Origin of the sequence: Stenotrophomonas forensis (assembly GCF_028752115.1) — a bacterium.
GTDB lineage: Bacteria > Pseudomonadota > Gammaproteobacteria > Xanthomonadales > Xanthomonadaceae > Stenotrophomonas > Stenotrophomonas forensis.
The window spans coordinates 3,043,574-3,061,642 of sequence record NZ_CP082270.1; the positions used below are offsets into that span (position 1 = coordinate 3,043,574).

The 18,069-nt window shown below is 59.6% G+C and carries 19 protein-coding genes and 1 tRNA gene; 10 read left to right on the forward strand and 10 right to left on the reverse strand.

Features of this window, described 5'->3' with window-relative positions; translation table 11 throughout:
* Positions 1-2 precede the first annotated feature (2 nt).
* The 5 genes from K5L94_RS14170 to K5L94_RS14190 all read left to right on the forward strand — a co-directional run bounded on the left by K5L94_RS14170 (position 3) and on the right by K5L94_RS14190 (position 4,604).
* Positions 3-575, forward strand: a complete 573-nt coding sequence (locus tag K5L94_RS14170) for a hypothetical protein (RefSeq protein WP_274510695.1) — start codon at positions 3-5, stop codon at positions 573-575.
* On the forward strand, positions 572-1,813 hold the full coding sequence (locus K5L94_RS14175) for a DNA phosphorothioation-associated DGQHR protein 1 (protein ID WP_274510696.1): 1,242 nt from the start codon (positions 572-574) through the stop codon (positions 1,811-1,813). Before K5L94_RS14170 ends, K5L94_RS14175 begins: the two co-directional genes overlap by 4 nt.
* An 81-nt stretch (positions 1,814-1,894) precedes the next feature.
* Positions 1,895-2,413, forward strand: coding sequence for a hypothetical protein (locus tag K5L94_RS14180; RefSeq protein ID WP_274510697.1), 519 nt, complete (start codon positions 1,895-1,897; stop codon positions 2,411-2,413).
* 389 nt (positions 2,414-2,802) lie between these two features.
* Positions 2,803-4,194: a site-specific integrase gene (locus K5L94_RS14185; protein WP_274510698.1), complete on the forward strand. Its 1,392-nt coding sequence runs from the start codon at positions 2,803-2,805 to the stop codon at positions 4,192-4,194.
* Between the two features lie 116 nt (positions 4,195-4,310).
* Positions 4,311-4,604: a hypothetical protein gene (locus K5L94_RS14190; RefSeq protein ID WP_274510699.1), complete on the forward strand. Its 294-nt coding sequence runs from the start codon at positions 4,311-4,313 to the stop codon at positions 4,602-4,604.
* Between the two features lie 42 nt (positions 4,605-4,646).
* On the opposite strand, the gene K5L94_RS14195 is transcribed toward K5L94_RS14190, so the two are convergent.
* The 5 genes from K5L94_RS14195 to K5L94_RS14215 form a co-directional block, all read right to left on the reverse strand.
* On the reverse strand, positions 4,647-6,176 hold the full coding sequence (locus K5L94_RS14195; protein WP_274510700.1) for a DndE family protein: 1,530 nt from the start codon (positions 6,174-6,176) through the stop codon (positions 4,647-4,649).
* Position 6,177: 1 nt separating this feature from the next.
* Entirely contained in the window at positions 6,178-8,256 is a 2,079-nt protein-coding gene (dndD, locus tag K5L94_RS14200) for a DNA sulfur modification protein DndD (RefSeq protein WP_274510701.1), read from the reverse strand.
* Positions 8,246-8,461, reverse strand: coding sequence for a DNA modification system-associated small protein (locus K5L94_RS14205; RefSeq protein ID WP_159252777.1), 216 nt, complete (start codon positions 8,459-8,461; stop codon positions 8,246-8,248). Before K5L94_RS14205 ends, dndD begins: the two co-directional genes overlap by 11 nt.
* 20 nt (positions 8,462-8,481) lie before the next feature.
* Entirely contained in the window at positions 8,482-9,639 is a 1,158-nt protein-coding gene (dndC, locus tag K5L94_RS14210) for a DNA phosphorothioation system sulfurtransferase DndC (RefSeq protein WP_274510702.1), read from the reverse strand.
* 74 nt (positions 9,640-9,713) lie between these two features.
* A complete protein-coding gene (locus tag K5L94_RS14215) occupies positions 9,714-10,010 on the reverse strand; it encodes a helix-turn-helix domain-containing protein (RefSeq protein WP_065178654.1) in 297 nt (98 codons plus the stop codon).
* Positions 10,011-10,140: 130 nt separating this feature from the next.
* Here K5L94_RS14215 and K5L94_RS14220 point away from each other — a divergent pair, with 130 nt between their 5' ends.
* The 3 genes from K5L94_RS14220 to K5L94_RS14230 all read left to right on the forward strand — a co-directional run bounded on the left by K5L94_RS14220 (position 10,141) and on the right by K5L94_RS14230 (position 11,631).
* Positions 10,141-10,917, forward strand: a complete 777-nt coding sequence (locus K5L94_RS14220) for a hypothetical protein (RefSeq protein ID WP_274510703.1) — start codon at positions 10,141-10,143, stop codon at positions 10,915-10,917.
* 67 nt (positions 10,918-10,984) lie between these two features.
* Positions 10,985-11,296, forward strand: coding sequence for a hypothetical protein (locus K5L94_RS14225; protein ID WP_274510704.1), 312 nt, complete (start codon positions 10,985-10,987; stop codon positions 11,294-11,296).
* Positions 11,293-11,631 (forward strand): hypothetical protein, encoded by a 339-nt coding sequence (locus K5L94_RS14230; RefSeq protein WP_274510705.1) that lies wholly within the window; start codon positions 11,293-11,295, stop codon positions 11,629-11,631. Before K5L94_RS14225 ends, K5L94_RS14230 begins: the two co-directional genes overlap by 4 nt.
* A 458-nt stretch (positions 11,632-12,089) precedes the next feature.
* Here the strand turns inward: K5L94_RS14230 and K5L94_RS14235 are convergent, their stop codons facing one another.
* The 4 genes from K5L94_RS14235 to K5L94_RS14250 form a co-directional block, all read right to left on the reverse strand.
* Positions 12,090-12,554 (reverse strand): hypothetical protein, encoded by a 465-nt coding sequence (locus K5L94_RS14235; protein WP_274510706.1) that lies wholly within the window; start codon positions 12,552-12,554, stop codon positions 12,090-12,092.
* A 39-nt stretch (positions 12,555-12,593) separates the two neighbouring features.
* Entirely contained in the window at positions 12,594-14,099 is a 1,506-nt protein-coding gene (locus K5L94_RS14240) for a site-specific integrase (protein ID WP_274510707.1), read from the reverse strand.
* An 84-nt stretch (positions 14,100-14,183) separates the two neighbouring features.
* Positions 14,184-14,273 (reverse strand) — tRNA-Ser (locus tag K5L94_RS14245).
* A gap of 104 nt (positions 14,274-14,377) precedes the next feature.
* On the reverse strand, positions 14,378-15,370 hold the full coding sequence (locus K5L94_RS14250) for a LysR family transcriptional regulator (protein WP_005410175.1): 993 nt from the start codon (positions 15,368-15,370) through the stop codon (positions 14,378-14,380).
* Between the two features lie 127 nt (positions 15,371-15,497).
* Here K5L94_RS14250 and K5L94_RS14255 point away from each other — a divergent pair, with 127 nt between their 5' ends.
* Entirely contained in the window at positions 15,498-16,085 is a 588-nt protein-coding gene (locus K5L94_RS14255) for an FMN-dependent NADH-azoreductase (RefSeq protein WP_053450174.1), read from the forward strand.
* Positions 16,086-16,222: 137 nt separating this feature from the next.
* Complete coding sequence (locus K5L94_RS14260; protein ID WP_274510710.1) at positions 16,223-16,573, forward strand: SH3 domain-containing protein; 351 nt, start codon at positions 16,223-16,225, stop codon at positions 16,571-16,573.
* Positions 16,574-16,717: 144 nt separating this feature from the next.
* Here K5L94_RS14260 and serS read toward each other — a convergent pair whose 3' ends face one another.
* A complete protein-coding gene (gene serS / locus K5L94_RS14265) occupies positions 16,718-17,998 on the reverse strand; it encodes a serine--tRNA ligase (RefSeq protein WP_274510711.1) in 1,281 nt (426 codons plus the stop codon).
* Positions 17,999-18,069: the final 71 nt, after the last annotated feature.

Consider the following 18,069-nt stretch of genomic DNA (forward strand, 5'->3'; position numbering starts at 1 on the left):
AAGTGACACGCCAAGCCACCACTCAATCATCTGAATGGGACTTCTTCCAAGATCTCAAAAAGGAAGCTTGGCAGCGGACCTGCACGCCATTCCGGAGTCCCAGCTTTCTCGTATTTTTCGCGATTGCAGTCGTCGGCTTGGGAGCGCTTGGAATATGGCTTGAAATTTACTCCTTGATACTACCCGAGCCTCCCGCCCTTAGAGGCGCGCTGAATACTACAGACAACGGGCTGTCGTCGTTGCGAGCTGCCATTTTGACTTTCTTCCCAGCAGTCGCAGGAACCTCGGCAATGCAGCTCATATGGGCTGAAAAGCTAAAACACTTCAGATCGGCCTCGATCCTACTTCTCTTCATATTCTTGGTCTCGGCACTAATCACATCGCCATCCAGAGTGCCCGATTTCTGGGCACTTTTGGCAGGAACTCTCATGTCGATACTCTCCATGTGGGTGTGGTGGATTGCGAATGCGACTCAGCCGGACCTGCTAGACAAAAGGATAGATCTGGACTCCGCTGTAGGCGGTGAGGATGTAACTGCCCCCATGCAGGGGAACACGGAAGGCTTCAAGACATGATCAACTACCCATACACCGTTCCCGCACTGCTCATTGAGCAAGAAATGGGCGCGTTCTATGCGGCTGTTCTTCCAGCCGAACTCCTGTTAGATGTTGCGTTCAGCGATATTTTGAGCGCTGAATACGATGAGACGACAGAGCGCTATACCCTAGACGGAACTCAGCGCCTTCGCCAACCAAAACGATTGAAGCCAATCGCTGATTACATCGATAGAGTCGATTCATGCTTCCCCAACGCAATCATCCTCGCGGCAAACTACCGGAGTGAAGACGGCCTTATCGAGGACGCACCGGAAGACCTGCCTTCGGGTAAACCGGCGACGGATCGGCGCTGGACAATAGAGTCTCAAGTCAGTGCAGATGGAAAAACCGAGAGCTTCCTCTTGACCATCCCCACACCGCAGAAGCTCGCGGCCATCATAGACGGCCAGCATCGGCTCTTTGCCTTCACTGAGGCGCGCCCAGAACGTATGCATATGCAGCTTCTCTGCTCCATTTTTCTTGATCTACCCAAGCCCTACCAGGCTCAGTTGTTTGCCACGATCAACTCCACACAGAAGCCTGTCGACAAGAGCCTCACTTTTGAGCTTTTCGGCTACAACGTTTCAGAGGAGAAAAGCGAGTTCTGGAGTCCAGATAAACTGGCAGTCTTCCTCAGCAGGCGTCTCGCCACTGAAGAAGATTCACCCTTGCGCGGCCGGATTGTCATTTCCCCCAGGAAAGACAAGGCCCTGGATGAAATGACCAAAGGACGCGCCTGGAAGGTATCAACGGCAGTGGTCGTTGAAGGCATCATGAAGCTATTCACTAGCAACCCGAAGAAAGACACAAACTTCCTAATGACGGGTGAGAGTCGCCGCCGCAACGACTTGACCAACGTTAGAAGTGACAAGACCCCACTTCGGACCTTCTATCTAGAAGGAAACGACGTCATCATCTATCAAATAGTAAAAAACTATTTGATAGCGTGTGAAAAGACCTTCTGGTCGAAAACGACTTCAGATTCGTATATCACCAAAACTGTCGGCGTCCAAGCACTCTTCGATGTCCTAAGGACCAACATTTCGTCAATAGTCAACACCCGAGATATCAGCGTGGAGCGCTTCATGAAGTTCCTCGCACCTGCCGCAAGCATTGATTTTAGGGATGATTCCTTCAAGAACGCCTCCGGCTCGGGAAGAACCTATATCAGGAAAACGCTTCAGCGGGAAATAGCTGGCATGGGCGTCGACGTTTGACTAGCACGCATCGTTACCCCTTGGCTTCACGGCACAACCACATACCAGAAAGTTCACGCCCTACCGGCTTAAGGAATCTAGATGTCAAAGAAGACAAGGAAATCACGTGGAGCCAAACTTCAGGCCAACAAAGGAAAGCGCGGCGGGCGTCCTTCCAAATCCAAAGTTAAACTCGGCCCACTGGAAGCGATTCTTCTTGCCGAGGGTTTTTCGCGCTTGATTGATCTACTAACTTCCCCTGGCGTCCTCGGCTTTGCGACGACAGCTCGAGAAAACCTACTCAGACAGCATGAGGGGTGGGCCACTGGCGCGTCAGACCTCAGCTCGAGCTCGGAGGTTCGGATGAGCATACTTCAGGACAAGCTCTTCACAGAGGACCTCCTCCGTATGGTCATATCGGAACTTCCCAAAGTCGAGCTCGACAGTGAAGGAGATTCGTCATACCAAGCCCTTCATACACTTTTGGTAGACATCTACCACGAGCGCGACAAGCGTCATGAAGCTTGCATTCGACTTGGAGCGTTCTTCGAGAGGGCCACGCTAAACAGCATGGCAACCAAAAGACGCCCCGCTCCAGATCGGCCCAAGACTATTCTTTAACACTTAGCACCATCCTGAGCGCCCCGTATCCTTTCAAACGGGGCACTCAACTCACTTCTGCCATCTCACAAAGGGGGGTCAAGGCCGCCCCCCTTTTTTAACATGGCGAGCTTCGTTTAATCTACATTCATTTTAAAAACAGACTTTGTTAGCTTACCCTGGTTAAACAGTACGGTAATGACTCCGAAGATGGGCCGACCTGACCCGCACAAGCCATTGATTTTAAAGTAAACACCAGCGCGGCTTAGGGCGGTACGATTGGCTAGTCCGACGTGCAAAATGTCACATCTCAGGCGATGCCTAAGGCCGTGAACAAAAAGCCGATTTTTCGTTGACGATTTTTAGGCCCGCAGTATCTGTACTTCCATCCTTCAGATGGAAGCAACGCAGTGACCTCCCCCACCTCGAAACACCTCAACTCCTACCTCGCAGACCCAACTGGCACTCTCAAACTGACAGACGTGCGCATTGGCCGCGTCCGCATCGGCGAAATGATCGTGACTGGCCGAGAAGCCGCCATCCATGCTCAAGAGATCATCAACGACGCCTGCGAGCGAACCCGTCGAGCACTCCTTGGAAAGAATGGCACGCGCCACCCTGAGCCTCTCCCCGTGGCCGCCCCCGCTCGATTGTTGTCTATCGAGATCCGGGACTACCTGGCTGACCGCGAGCGCATGGGCCTGACACGCAACACCATCGAAGCCACAGCGCGGTCACTGAAGATGCTCCTGATGGCCTGCGGGGATATTCCGGTGTCCCGGGTCGACCACGTGCATATCTACCGACTCTGGGAGCTGATGCGCTGGGCTCCGCCACTTCTTCAGTCAGACCCGCAATATCGGAACTTCACGTATGAGCAGGCGGTGGCTCAGGGGAAGGCGCTCTGCGTCCAGCCGCCTGCACCGGCCACCGTAGAAAAGCATCGACGCTTCTTGGTCACCTTCTTTGGCCGGCTGGACAAGGCGAAAGCCATCGTGGGCTCTCCCATGCACTTTTTCCCAGAGGCGAAGAAGGACCTGGTCATTGACCCCGACAAGGCAGAGCGCTTGTTTGACGAAGAAGATTTGCGTCGCATTTTCGCCCCCAACACATTCATCCCTTGGGCCATGAAAGCCCCCCATCGTTGGTGGGTGCCCATGATTGGCTTATATACCGGCGCACGTATCAATGAAGTAGCGCAGCTCAAGTTGAACGACATCGTCCAGGAGGCAGGCGTGTGGTGCATCAAGATTCAGAAAACGGTAGACGCGGACCTGAGCCACAGAGACAGGAACCGGAGCCGCCAAAGCCTAAAAGGCAAAGCAGCCGTTCGGACGCTCCCCATTCCCCAACCGCTGCTCGATGCCGGGTTCCTGGCGTTCGTGGAGGACATCCGCGCTTGTGGCCATCCTCGCCTCTTCCCCCACTTGTCTGCCGGCGTGCGACGCGACAATGGCGACACCAACGCCCGTTACAGCCAAGGCGTCCTCAACCAGTTCAGCCGATACATGAAGGATCTCGGGTTTCCTAAAGGCGTCGGGTTCCACGCTTTCCGGCATACCCTTGCCACGGAGCTGCATCACATGGGGGTGGCCGATGAGGACATTGCCCTGGTCACCGGCCACTCCATCAGCAAGCGGGTCCCTGTGCTGCACGAGGCCTATTTCCACAAGAAGCCAGCGCAAGCACGAACGAAGCAGATCGCAGTCCTGGAGAAGTATCGCCCCGATGTGGCACTTCCGGTCTACCAAGCGGGGCAGTTCAAGGCGGCGTTGTCTGACCCTCGCAGGTTCTACCCGTAGATCCCACGGCTGAAATCCCTTCTAATAATGTGAAAACCGAAAACTAACGGTCAAACTTGAAGATGCCCAGCCCCAACCGTAAAGTCGGACTCTTCTCACAAAGGATGGGGGTTTTCGTGGCGCTTTATTACGATGAGATTGAAGTGGCGCTGGAAGGCGGTCGAAAGGTGCTTAACATCATTGATCGTCAACTTGGCGAGAAATACGAAGTCGCACCAGGAGCAGTCATCGGCAGCTCAGAGAGCTTGTCGTTCGGGTGCTCTGTAACGGTCGAGACGCAATCTGGAAAGGCAACTTACCGTGGCGAGCTGGCCTCATCAAAGGAGATGCAGGCTCATGTGGACCGCATTACCGCCCTCTTAGATGACGCCCATCTTTCGAACGACAGCATTCATCGTCGACACCCGTAAGCTTCAAAGAGAAGAGGGGCGATATGGCCCCTCTTCTCTCTTTCACTTCCAGGCAAGCACCTTCCGAGACTTGGTATCTCCTCGAGCCCTGACAAACGCTTCGCCCTTCTTCAGCGAAGTCAGGGAAGCGCCAGCGCCCAGGATCCGCTTCACCGCCGACTCCCGCGCGTTGGTTACAAAACAAGCGACCAGCCCCATTTCATCCAGGAAATCGTCGTCCTCACCCTCGAAGTCGTCCGGTTTCTGGGAGATAAGCATGACCGCCGCACCCTTCGAGCGCCCCAAACGAATGAGGTTGGACAGGCCGGGAAGGCGTGCTTCCAGAGCCCGGTGAGCCTCATCCACGACACACAGGACTCGGAGTGCACGATTCCCTTCACTGTCAGTCTCTGAGTCCGGCTGCGAGTTGATGAAACGCTCCAGAGCATCCGTCAGCAGAGCCACCACGGTCACCCTCACCAGCTCGGGGACGTTGGCCGGCAGCGAGATTATCCAAGACTTAGAGAAAAACTCCTCAGGAGACATTTTGGGCTCGAAGAGCGGCAGTCGGCAGAGATCCACAAGCGTTGCGATCGCGCCATCTTCCTTCGCCCCAGCGGATGCATAGGCGTTCTCTAGGCAATCTCGAACATCCTCCAAGGTGCAAGGGCTGCGAGTGCGCAATGCCTCTTCTAAGGCGTCGTTTAGACGACGCTTTTGAAGGTCACCAAACTTGGTCTGCTTGAGGTTGCTCAAGCTGTCACGGAGCCGTTGGGCCGTGGAGATGATGCCGTGCTTGCTCCTGTCAGACAGGGCAAACACATCTAGGGGGATGGGGACCAATGGCGGCGATAGAACCTGGGCATCAAATGCACGGTCCAAAGCATTGTGTCGATCAGCCATGTCGCCCTTGAAGTCGAACGCCATCAACGGAACGTTCGTCTGCTCGGCGATGGACCGAAGCACGAAGGCCGCCGTGCGGGTTTTGCCGCTGCCCACCCCGCCCATGAAGGCACTATGGGGGCTACCGCCGGGCGCGTTGAGGGTCCAAATGACCTCCTCATTGGTAGCCACGTCGCGACCAATCTCACCAAGACGGACGGGAACCGGGCCGCGAGATGCTTCAGCCACTACCGAGGTCACCTGGTTGCGCCGCTTCTCGGTGACTTCAGGCAATGCGCTTTCCGCCAAACGTCGCCAGAACTCGGAGGTGTCACCACCTGATGCGTCGAGCTCCTCCGACAAGATCTTCATGCCTCGAGCCCAGTGGCGCTGGACTGCGCTCTGCAAATCTTTGATGGTGAGCGGGCTGCCGGCATGCTCGATGAACAGCGAGACCCAGCTGGCCAGGTCGGCCCCCGTGCCAAACAGCACGTCGCCCTTGATGATCCGGCCCACCTCGCCCTCCGCCTTGGCCGGCTGTCCGGGCAAGGCCAACGAGCGAGCCATCGCGAGTCGAGCAGGGATGTTGTAAGACCCGAATCCCAACCGATCTTTGACCCGCTGAGACAGCTCATCTGTATCAGAAGTGGAACGGAATGAGGTCCCGGCGATGACTTCCAAGGTCAGGTAGTCGTTTGCTTCATTGCTCATATCAAACTCCCTGCCCGTCGAAGTAGCCTTCCTCACACCAACTGCGAGCCACACCGCCATCAACCTTGTTGCGGATGATGTAGAACTTGGCCACCTTGCTCCGAATCGCCGCCAGGAACTGGCCAACCACCTCGGTATCAGTGGAGATCAAGATCACCTGACCCTTTCGACTGGTGATGTGCTTGAGCACATTCAAACGATGGTTTTCGTCCAGCCGGCCCAGGGGGGTGTCCACAACCAGCGGGAAGGTCCGCTCCGACACTTCAGCGATGGCCGAGAACAATGCCTGGGTGAAAATCTGCTTCTCGCCGGCCGAGAGGTCGTATTGACGAAGGTCACGCCCATCCGGGGACGCCAGTTCCACGTCACCCTCTTCGTTGATCGTCACTTCACGCAGGTAGTCGCTGCGGTGGGCCATAGCACGCACACTTCGCGTCATCGCTTCAGCAACCGCTTCAGACTGCAACGGCCACGCCTCATCAACGAGGTTACCCAGCATCTCCGCCACCTGCTCGGCACGCCCCGCCAACTGAGCCGGGCGCTCGGATTGGTCCAGGTGACCGGTTAGGCGGCCCAGCTCACGACGCTTCTGCTCGAGGTCAGCACCTCGGGACTTGACCATGTTGGTGAGCGATCCACGCTCCTCACGCATCAGGCCCACCTTAGTGTTCACCTCATTCAACTGGTCGCGTTTTTCCTCGACCTGCGGGGTCGCCCCCTCCGTTGAACGAATCACGGCCGACACTTCGCGCAGCTTGGCGGAGCTGCTTTCCATCGTCTCAAGCAGCTCGACGATGCTGGCGGATGAAACCGCCTTTGCATCTCGCAAACGATCCAGCACGCGCTGAAGCATAGGACCCCGCGCGTGCGCATGCCTAAAGGAGTCGGCCACATCGCCCGGCGGCGGGAACCACAAGCGCTCCAGAGCCTTCTCCACGGCAGCTCGCACACCGTCCACTTGGCGCTCAAGGAGCTCTGGCTCAACCGTCGGCAGTTGCTCGTTCAGGAACTCCAGAACGCTGGCAGTCCGGCTGTCTCGTTGGGAAAGCGCGGCCTCCCACTGGTCGAGTCGAGCCTCTTGGTCAAGACGAGCCTCAACTTTGGAGAGCAGCAAGCCACCGGCCAGCGCTAAAGGCAACTCTGCCTGCGCAGCACTGACCAACTGATCTTGAGCATTGTTGTAGCGTTTTTCATGGTCAGCTTGGTCGCGCGTGAGCTCTTCCAGCTGCGCCCTAGTGCCCGCCCCGTAACCCAACTCCCGCGTCAGTGTGTCGCGCAGGGTCTCGCTGTTACGGATTTCGGTCTCGATGGTTTGCAGTCGTGCTTCATAGCGAGAAAGTTCCTCCTCCATGCCGCTGACTGCCGCATCCAGCTCAGCAATGGCTTCATTGCTGACGCCTTTGGGAACTTGGCTTCGCTTGGTGTTTGCGTAGGTGCGGAGATCTTTTTGAAGCTGCTTGAGCCAGTTGAGGCCCAAAAGCCCCTCAATGCCTTCCCGCACCTGCGAACCCATGTCGCGTTCGGCATACACGGCCGCTGATTCGCCGTCAAACAGGAAGAATCCGGCCAGAGAAGTGGGGATAAACGTCTTGGAGACCCAATCCCGATACCAGCCGTCGACGTCCGCCTCGGTCCGGCCGGGACCAACCACGCGTCGACCGATCCCCTGGAAGATCTTCAGCTGCTCTGCTGATTCGCCAGCCTTGAGCTTTCCTTGGTCGTTGAAATACCAAGTCCGGTCAATCCAGATGGGTTCATCTGCATCGTCAACGAACTTGAGCTCAATGCGGCAAGAGGTGCGGCCTTCCGAGAGGGCGTTCCCAAAGAGGGCCCGCTCCATGAAGTCCTTGAACGATTGTGCGCGACCTTGGTCATCGCTGGCGACACCTGCTCGCAGCACCAAGCGCAACCCGTCGCGGCCAAACAGGCCCAGTGCCAAGGCTTCGAACAAGGAGGTTTTGCCGAACCCGTTTCGCCCGCCAATGACGACCACATTTTTAGTCTTGCCGGGTTTCGGAAACTCGAAGGTGGCCGACTCGAATGCCTTCCAATCTCGGAGGCTAATCGACTCAAGATGCATTGTCGGCTTCCTCTTCGTAGGTTTCGCCCAGCACTTCGTCAAAAGCCTCCCACAGGCCATGACGACGCTGCATGGTGCTCTTATCCACAACCTCTTCAACCAGTCGGCGCAGGTCGTTTACCGGCAGGCCGATCTGACGGCAGTGCCTTCTAATAAGCTTGTTTCCCGCCTCCTGGGCGAAAAGCGTCACAACATCGCGTGGCATCTAGTGTTCCCCCTGTGTCCTTACTTGGAACCAGCCATTGCCCGCGCCTCATCTACGGAGCGCGTGGCAAACATGCTGGCATCTTCAGCCCAAATCTCTCTAATCCGGCTCACTTCCGAGTCTTCAATCAACTTGGTCTTCATTTCATCTTGTAGCGCCAGCACCCTGTCGAGGATTTCTTGACGGGTTTCCAAAGTGAAGGGGCCGGGGATGAAAACTCCATCATTGGTGATCGTGAGCTTGCCGTTGCGGCGTCGGGCTAGGCGGCGCTCTGGGTCGTTTCGTATTTCGGCCAACCAGTCCCGGAAGCCAATCAGAGGGGTGAACTCGCCATAGCCGGCCTCGACAAAGCCCATCAGGCTTTTGTCCTTTTCCACGACGGTGCACGTCCAACAACCAAATCGAGAGTTCGAAGTGCCACAACCAGGCGCGTCGTCTTGGGACAAAACAGTTGGGCATTCGGCAGCGCCGGCATCCATGTAGAGCTGGATCAATGGGCCATGCGTGCCACCCCACGGCGGCGGAGTAAACGCCAAGTATTCCCACACCTCGTCCGTGGAAAGCTCCACAATCGGGCGGAACACCATGCAGTTGACCAGATCGTTGTGGCGATTGAGCCGCTCACCATTGTCGTAACGGGCCACCGACGCCGCTCGGGTCGCGCTCTCGGAGCGGCGCACACCAAGAAGAAGGATGACCTGACCAGCCACGTCGGCCTGCTGGCGGATATATCGGCTGGTGGGCTGGATCTTCATTCGGTCGGTGCACCAACGGAAAGACCTATTAGGCGGCGGGTAGCCGCGCCCGATGAGGTTCACCCAGAAAGTCGCGTCATCGTCGGGCCGGGTCGTCACCACCTGAATAGGCAATCGCCAAGCATTGGCGGCATGGTCTATTTCGGACTGCACGGATGCAATGTGAGTGATGACCAGCGGGCTCTCCACAAGGGTGTCGTTCGAGACGATGTGGACATCGCGGGTGCGCTCGTGAGGCGCAAGGGACATCAGCACCTCGAACACAAGATGCGTCACCAAAGTGCTGTCTTTGCCGCCAGAAAAACCAATGATCCAGGGGTGTTGATGATCCTGCAGGTATTCCTCTCGGATGTCCTGACGGATGAGTTGGATCTTCTGCTCAAGAGCAGGATCCATCTTGGGGCGGGGTCGTGCAGTGCTCATGGCGTGATTATCGCATAGACCTGCCGCGGGAGGTCCGCAGCGGATGGGATGGAGAAGCTCAAAACCCTTGGGGGCTATAGCTCTTGGGCCAACTTCTTAGCCAAGGCAGCGCGCTGGCTCGCAGTCAACTTGGACAGGGCAAGCACCACGGCTGCCGTGGCCTCATCCTCTGCTACGAGGTAAGCCATGGGAACGCCCAGCACACCGGCCAGCCTCCCCAACCCGTCCAGGTCGATCCCGCTGACTTCGGTCTCATACCGGTTGACCCGGCTGCTCGCCAGCTTCTTATCGAGCCCCATCAGAACCCCCAGCGCTCGCTGACTGGCGATGCCGCGCAGTTCCCGGGCCTGCTTGAGGCGGGCGGCGAACAATGAACGGGGGGAAGCCTTGGGCACGTGAATGAATGTTGAAAAGCTGGGCCGACAGCATGACTTGCTCCTCCTCTGCATGGCAGACTCTTCATGAAATGTAGCACCCTCCCGACCAACCACAGGGGTTTTCATGAAGAAGAACCAGACAAGGATGGCCGCCGCCCTGGCGGCCGCGCTGTTGCTGAGTGGCCAGAGCGCATCGGCCCAGGAAGCCGCCCAGCCCAACCCGGAGTCAGAGAAGCCCGGCTTCTTCCGGCAGTTGGGGAAGAGCCTGAAGGATGCGGGCGGCCAGATGATTGGAGTGAAGCCCACCGGGGCCACTGCCAGCCAGTCCTCTGGCAACCAACCGATCTACACCCCGGTCAGCGGGGCCGGGAAGGTCCAAGGACTCTTCAAATCCGATAACCACCAGCTTGCGCAACAAGGCCGACTGGACTGGCCCAGGGTTGCCCTGACGTTCCAAGAATGGGGGGTTGCCCTGCCTTGCTGGACCGTCGAAGCCCGGATCTGGACGAGCCCTACAGCCTCGACCACAGAGGTGTTCCGGACCTGCGCCAACGCGGCTTTGACCGAGACAGACGACCTGGGCGACACCGCCGAACTCAACACGGCCGCCCTCTGGAAAGGCCGCGACAGTCTGATGGGCGTTCGAGTGCCTTCGAGCAAGGCCAACACGGGGGCCAGCCGATCCTCAGGGCCCAACCCGCCCAGCCAGACGTTCGTCCTCAATGTGAGCCGTCCTGGCGTTTCGGACAAGGCGGTTGATGTGGCGCTTCGCGTCGCCTGGGTCAGCGGCTTCATCCAAACATCGGATCTGCACCCGGGAGCCAGCGGTCTGCTGACGCCCTTCAAAGATTCGCGGATGTGGCTCGCCGGGTTCAAGCCGGAAGGCAATCAAGACCGGTAAGCCCTCACTTTCTCTACCCGTCCGGGGCGGCCTACCGCCGCCCATCATCACCCTCAAGGATTGACCCATGAACGCAAGGTTTCCCCTGGCCGGCTTGGCCATTGCACTGACCCTCTCTGCTTGCGGTGGCCCGCCGTCTACTAACGATGCCGAAAGGGCACTCGCCACCCTTCTGGACGAAAGCGGGGCTGGACGGGTTGGCGACATCCGCGACTTCCAACTGACCGGATGCGTCGAGGCCCAAGACATGGAGGGCTACCGCTGCGACACCAAGGGGAAAGTCTCCATCGATATCGGCGGCCGTCAGGTGCCCATTCCGGTCAGCAAGAATCTTCGCTATGTGGAGGAATCCGAAGGTTGGAGGGCCTACGCCAAATGAGCGTACCCCCTCCCCTGCTTGACCGGCCGGTGCCCGCCCGGCGCAAGTTGATGACCACTAGGGACCGGTTCTTCTGGTGGTATTCGGGAAGCCTGCTCTTCCTCGGACCTTTCGGGTTCGTCGTTGGACCATTGATGGCCCAACGCGGAAACCGGAAGGCGGCCCGACTCTACCCGGCAGAGGCCCGCGTGGCCCAAGCGCGAGACAAGGGCTTTGCGTGGTGGCAGTGGTGGGCCATGACGGTGCTAACCCTCATGGGCGCTGCTGGAGCGTTTGCCGTGCTGAGCGGGCTGCCGATGTTCCTTTTCGTGCTTTACGCACAACTGATTCAGTAGCTCTCGCAAGGTAGAGCTCTCCGACTTTTCTAGACAACCCCCACACGATCGCCCCTAAGTCAAAGCCGCCCTCGGGCGGCTTAATCATTTGGCTCGGATCCGGTCCCAATGGCGACTCCTATCCCCATCGCTATCCGAGATTTCAGGGCCGCGCGAGCGGAGCAGACCTTGCAACTTGACATTAAAACAAATGCGCATAAAAGAAGGACCTACACAAGCCACGAGCCCAACAATGAACATTGAATCGTTCTGGAATCAAGCCTTCTTAAGCTGCCTCGCGCGATTGCCCGCAGAAGAAGCAAAGGAAGAAGCAGATAGGGCAACTGATATGTGCGTCAGCCATTGGCAAAGCAAGGCCTCTGACTATTCACCTGACAATGCCACCCTGTGGCAGGACCAGTTAGTAGGCAAGGTGCCTGTGCTCATTGCGGAGCATCATATTAAGCGCACCGGCAATGTTACGGCTTTACGCCCCGTGGCTTCGGAATGTGGCGGGGCGTCCTCGCCCAGGTAGCTAACTCTTCCTCTGCGAGTGCATCTCCAACCGCCTCTGTGAGATTCGGGCGCGTGTAGAGGGCAAGCCCTCCTTGCTTCCTACGAACAAGGAAGTTGACCGGAATCGGAGCCAGCGATCCACCAACAAAGGCAAGGATCTCAACAACCTCAACATCCGCGCTAAGGCTAAAGAACTTCGATTCTGCGACCTCAAAGAATGTTTCTTTATTTATTGCTACCTGTTCCCGGACAAGCACCAGGTCTGTGATCAGACTATAGCGCCGCTTAATAGCCACAGCAGTTGCTTCGGCTCCCTCAAGCACTTCCGCCTCGCCGTATGTGGGAATAGCCACCGCCAAAGAGCGAGCGGAACCAGCCTTTACCACAAGGGAAAACACAAACGCATCGGGCTTTGACGTATTCGACATCATGACCTCCACATGTAAGATTTTGACTAAACGCCCAGGCTATGACGAGCGGCTACTTGTGAATCCGGATTGGTGAAAAAGCCCATACTCAACTGTGTCCAAGCCGCGAGAACCGGGCCCAATACCCCTGAGCTTCTCCTTCGCCGTAAACTCTCGACTGTAAGTTGAGTGATGCTCGTCATCGAGTTCATGACCAACGATCTGTGCCCGGAGCTCTGAAACCACACCAGCCCCCTGCAACTCTTGGATGAACGTTTTTCGGAGTGAGTGAAACCCGCGCTTCGCCGGCTCCCAGCCCTTGCCCACCTCGGCCAGATGCCGACTGAAAGCCTTGGTGATCCAGTTGCCCTGCCCGTTAACGGCGGTGGCCTTGGCGGCTGGGAAGAGCCTGCTTTCACCGGCCTTCCGCTTATCGTCCACCCATTTCAGGAAGCCCATCTTGAGCAGCTCAGGATGGAGGGGCACCGTGCGAAGGCTCACTTCCGTTTTGACTTTCTGATGCTCGCCTTCGTCCGAGATACGGAGGCACGGAATGCCATCTTCCTCGAACACGTCTTTGATCAGAAGCTGGCCAACTTCCGAGGCCCTCGCTCCCGTGTAAAGTCCAAGAAGGGAGGCCCAGCGGGCCGATTCTGACAGCTTGGCCAACGCTTCGGGCGCGAACAAGGCCTGGATCTGCGCCCTGTCATAGGCTTTGAACCCGAGCTTTTTTCGGGCCCGTTTCTCGCGCTGGGAATAGCTCACATGGCCGCTGGCCGGGTTGTCACCACGGGGGTAGTGCCCCGAGGCCATCGCCCACTCGAAGAAGCCACCTTTGCCACCGATGTAGCTCTGCTTGTTCGTGAGCGTCGGAGTCGAAGCACCCTTCTCGCGCATGTCTTGATACCAACGAGCCAGATCGGACCGGGTGATGGCATGGACCTTGGCCTTCGGACCCAGGAATGCCACCAGCGCCTCGATGGCCGTCTTTTTGATCGTGTAGGTCTTGGGCAGCGTCGAGCCCTTGAGGGTCGCCAGGAACGCATCCCTGGCCTTACCGAGGGTGATCGTCTCGACCGCAGGCGCAGATGACTGCGGCACCGGGCTGGTCTGGTGCGACATTCCGAATGTGCTGAAGGTGGCCACTGGGAGCCGCGGCGCTTGGGCGGTTGCACCACCCCGTGCTTCTAGCTCCATCAGCTGCCGATAGAGCTTCAGGTCCTTCGGGCTGTCAATCTGCCACTGCTCGATCACCGTCCCATCCGGTTGGCTGGTGCGGTTGAGCGTCAGCTCATGAAGATTCTCGGCACTCGTCAATCGAGCAATGAGCAGGTCAGCATCCGACTTGCTGAGCTTGGCCACGCGTTGATCCCTCAACTGTGCGAAGAGCCGAGCATAGCCGGATGACAAGACGACCGCACGCACATGTGCCTGGGAGAGGTCTTTTGTTCGAAGGGTGCGCTTGATGAGCCGGCAATCGAGCACGGCTTGAAGATCAACGGGAACACGCTGGACGAACGACCAGCGGCCGGTAGACGACCGGCTCAGATGATGAGGAATGCGCATGCGAGTGTTTCCTCTGCATGCTTCCTGCTTTCCAATCCGCAAAAACCATTGATTTCAATTAAAAATCAATGACTTAAGCTCGATTGGCGGAGAGAGTGGGATTCGAACCCACGGAAGGTTTAACCCTTCGCCGGTTTTCAAGACCGGTGCCTTAAACCGCTCGGCCATCTCTCCGTATCGGCCCGGCCTGCTGGCCGGGCGCGTATTCTCGCACGGCCGGGCGATTTGCCCAAGACCGGCGTGGCGCCGGGCATCACCCAGCGCTCCCACAGCAGGCCTCAGCCCGCGTCCACCGCCAACGCCCCCAGTGCACTGGCCTTGATCCGCTCCTTGGCCTTTTCACAGGCACCACCGCAGTCCAGGCGCGAGGCCTCCAGCTGCGGCGGCAGATGCTCGGCCAGGAAGTCGATGAACACCCGCACCGCCGGCAGCAGGCCGCGGCGCGAGGCGAACACGGCGTGGCACACGCCCTGCGGCAGCGACCAGTCCGGCAGCACCACTTCCAGCTCGCCATTGCGCACCGCATCGGCGCACACGGTTTCCGGCAGCATGGTGATGCCGAAGCCGTCCTTCACCATGCTCTGCAGCAGCGGGAAGTCGAAGCCGGCCACGCGCGGCTGCAGGTCGACCCGGCGCACTTCGCCTTCCGGGCCATGCAGCTCCCAGCGCTGGCGCGCTTCGTCTTCGCTGATGCTGAGGGTGACGTGCTGGGTCAGCTCTTCCGGGTCCTTCGGGCGGCCGGCGCGATCCAGGTACTTCGGGCTGGCCACCAGCAGTTCCTGCACCTGGCCGAAGCTGCGCATCACCAGGCTGCCGTCGTCGTCCAGGCGCGAACGCACGCGCAGCGCGACGTCGTAGCCTTCATTGATGATGTCCACGCGGCGATTGCTGATGTTCAGCTGCAGGCGCACCTTCGGGTACTGCTCCAGGAACTTGGGCAGCAGCTTGGGCAGCTGCATCTGCGCCAGCGACACCGGCACGCTGGCACGTACCACGCCGCGCGGTTCCGCGCTGAGGCGGTCCACCACTTCGCGCGCAGCCTGCGCCTCGGCCAGCATCGTCTGCGCGTGGCGGTGCACGCTGGTACCGACGTCGGTGACCGCAAAGCGGCGCGTGGAGCGCTGCAGCAGGCGCACGCCCAGGTCGGTTTCCAGCTGGCTGATGCGGCGGCTCAGGCGCGACTTGGGGATGCCCAGTGCGCGCTCGGCGGCGGCGAATCCGCCGTGGTCGACCACCATCGCGAAGTAGTACAGATCATTCAGGTCATGCATGCCCGAGTTCCATATCTAGAACAATACGTGGCATTCAACCACCTTTATCCCGCCTTTGCAACAACCTATCGTTCTCTCCGTCGGCGGGGCTACCCCGCCCCTTCCTCCCAGAACATAGGTGACTGCCATGAAGCTTCTGCATCTCGACGCCAGCGTGCTTGGCGACAACTCCGTGTCCCGCCAGCTGTCGGCCGCCGTGGTCGCCCGCTTCACCGGCCAGATCGATGGCCTGCAAGTCGATTATCGCGATCTTGACGCCAATCCGGTACCGCATCTGCGCAGCAGTTCGTTGGCCAAGACCGATGCCGCCGAGGCGACCGATGCTGAACAGGTGATGCAGCAGTTCCTGGACGCCGACATCGTGGTGATCGGCGCGCCGATGTACAACTTCAGCATTCCGTCCACCCTGAAGGCCTGGATCGACCGCGTCGCCGTGGCCGGCCGCACCTTCAAGTACACCGAGAACGGCCCGGTCGGCCTGGCCGGTGGCAAGCGGGTGATCATCGCCAGCAGCCGCGGCGGCATCTACACCGACTCGCCGGCCGACTTCCAGGAGCCGTTCCTGCGCCAGGTGTTCGCCTTCATGGGCATCAACGAGGTCGAGTTCGTGCGTGCCGAAGGCATCGCCTACTCGCCGCAGCATCGTGAGGACGCCATTGCCGGCGCGCTGGCCACCCTGCCGTCGCACGAAGTGGCCGAAGCCGTCGCGGCATAACGCGCTCCAGCGTTCGGTGCCCCTCTCTCCTCGTCTGGGCGCTGAACGCGGGCCGGGATCCCCTCCCCCATCCCGGCCCACCCCGGCGGCCCCGCATTGCGGGGCCGTTTTCTTGGGCGACGCGTTAGGCTGGGGGCATGAACTACATCGTGACGGCTGCGCACCGCAGCGAATTTCCGCACCCGATCACCCTGCGCCGTGGCCAGGCACTGGTGGTGGGCGAACGCTATGAAGGCCCGGAGGGCTGGGACGACTGGTTCCTGTGCGAAGCCGAGGGACAGCAGCCCGGTTTCGTACCGGCGCCGGTGATCGGCCGCGATGCGCAGGGTGGCGCTTTTGCCACGGAGGCTTACTGCGCGCGGGAACTGGATGTGGATCCCGGGCAGGTGCTGCGCGGGGAACGCACGCTCAATGGCTGGGCGTGGTGCGTACCGGAAACGGGCGAACCCGGATGGGTGCCGTTGGAGAAGATGCGCGTCATGGCGTGATCGCGGTGGTTCATCCACGCAGGGCGTGGATTCGGTGCCATGCAAGCATGGCACCCACCAGAGACACTGCGATGCCATGCAAGCATGGCACCCACCAGAGCCACGGCGGTGCCATGCACGCATGGCACCCACCCGATCAGGGTGTCAGGCGATGGTTTCCAGGCCGCCCATGTACGGGCGCAGCGCTTCCGGCACAGTGATGCTGCCGTCGGCGTTCTGGTAGTTCTCCATCACCGCGATCATTGCGCGGCCCACCGCCACGCCCGAGCCGTTCAGGGTGTGCGCCAGCTCCGGCTTGCCGGTGGCCGGGTTGCGCCAGCGGGCCTGCATGCGGCGGGCCTGGAAATCACCGCAGTTCGAGCACGAGGAAATCTCGCGGTAGGTCTCCTGCGACGGCAGCCAGACTTCCAGGTCGTAGGTCTTGATCGCCGAGAAGCCCATGTCGCCGGTGCACAGCAGCACCTTGCGGTACGGCAGGCCCAGCTTTTCCAGCACCACTTCGGCGCAGCGGGTCATGCGCTGGTGCTCGGCGTCGCTTTCTTCCGGGCGGCTGATCGAGACCAGCTCGACCTTCTCGAACTGGTGCTGGCGGATCATGCCGCGCACGTCGCGGCCACCGCTGCCGGCCTCGGCGCGGAAGCACATCGAATGCGCGGTCATGCGCAGCGGCAGGCGCTCGGCATCCACGATCTCGTCGCGCACGATGTTGGTCAGCGGCACTTCCGAGGTCGGGATCAGGTAACGCGTGGAATCACCCACGGCGGTCTTGAACAGGTCGTCCTCGAACTTCGGCAGCTGGCTGGTGCCACGCAGCGAATCGGCGTTGACCAGCAGCGGTACGTTGGTCTCTTCATAGCCGTGCTCGCCGGTATGCAGGTCGACCATGAACTGGGCCAGCGCACGGTGCAGGCGCGCGATCGGGCCGCGCAGCACGGTGAAGCGCGAGCCGGACAGCTTGGCGGCGGTCTCGCCGTCCAGCCAGCCATTGCGGGCGCCGAGTTCGACGTGATCCAGCACCTTGAAATCGAACTGGCGCGGGGTACCCCAGCGCGCCTGCTCGACGTTGTCGTTCTCGTCGGCACCGGCCGGCACGTCATCGGCCGGAATATTCGGGATGCCCATCGAGATCGCATCGATCTTCTCGCGCAGCTCGTCCAGCGCCACTTCCGAAGCCTTCAGCTCGTCGGCGAACGCGGCGACCTCGGCCATGATGGCCGAGACGTCCTCGCCCTTGGCCTTGGCCTGGCCGATGGCCTTGGAACGGCTGTTGCGCAGGCTCTGCAGCTCCTGGGTCCGCACCTGGATGCGCTTGCGATCGGCCTCCAGGGACTCCAGGGCAGACACGTCGAGCTCGAAGCCGCGGCTGGTGCGCAGGCGTTCGGCGAGGTCGGCGGGCTGGTGGCGGAGCAGGGCTGGATCAAGCATGGCAGGTGTCGTGGTGGGTATCAGGGATGGGATTATCGCTTGTTATACGGATTTCTGCCGCCCGGTTCATT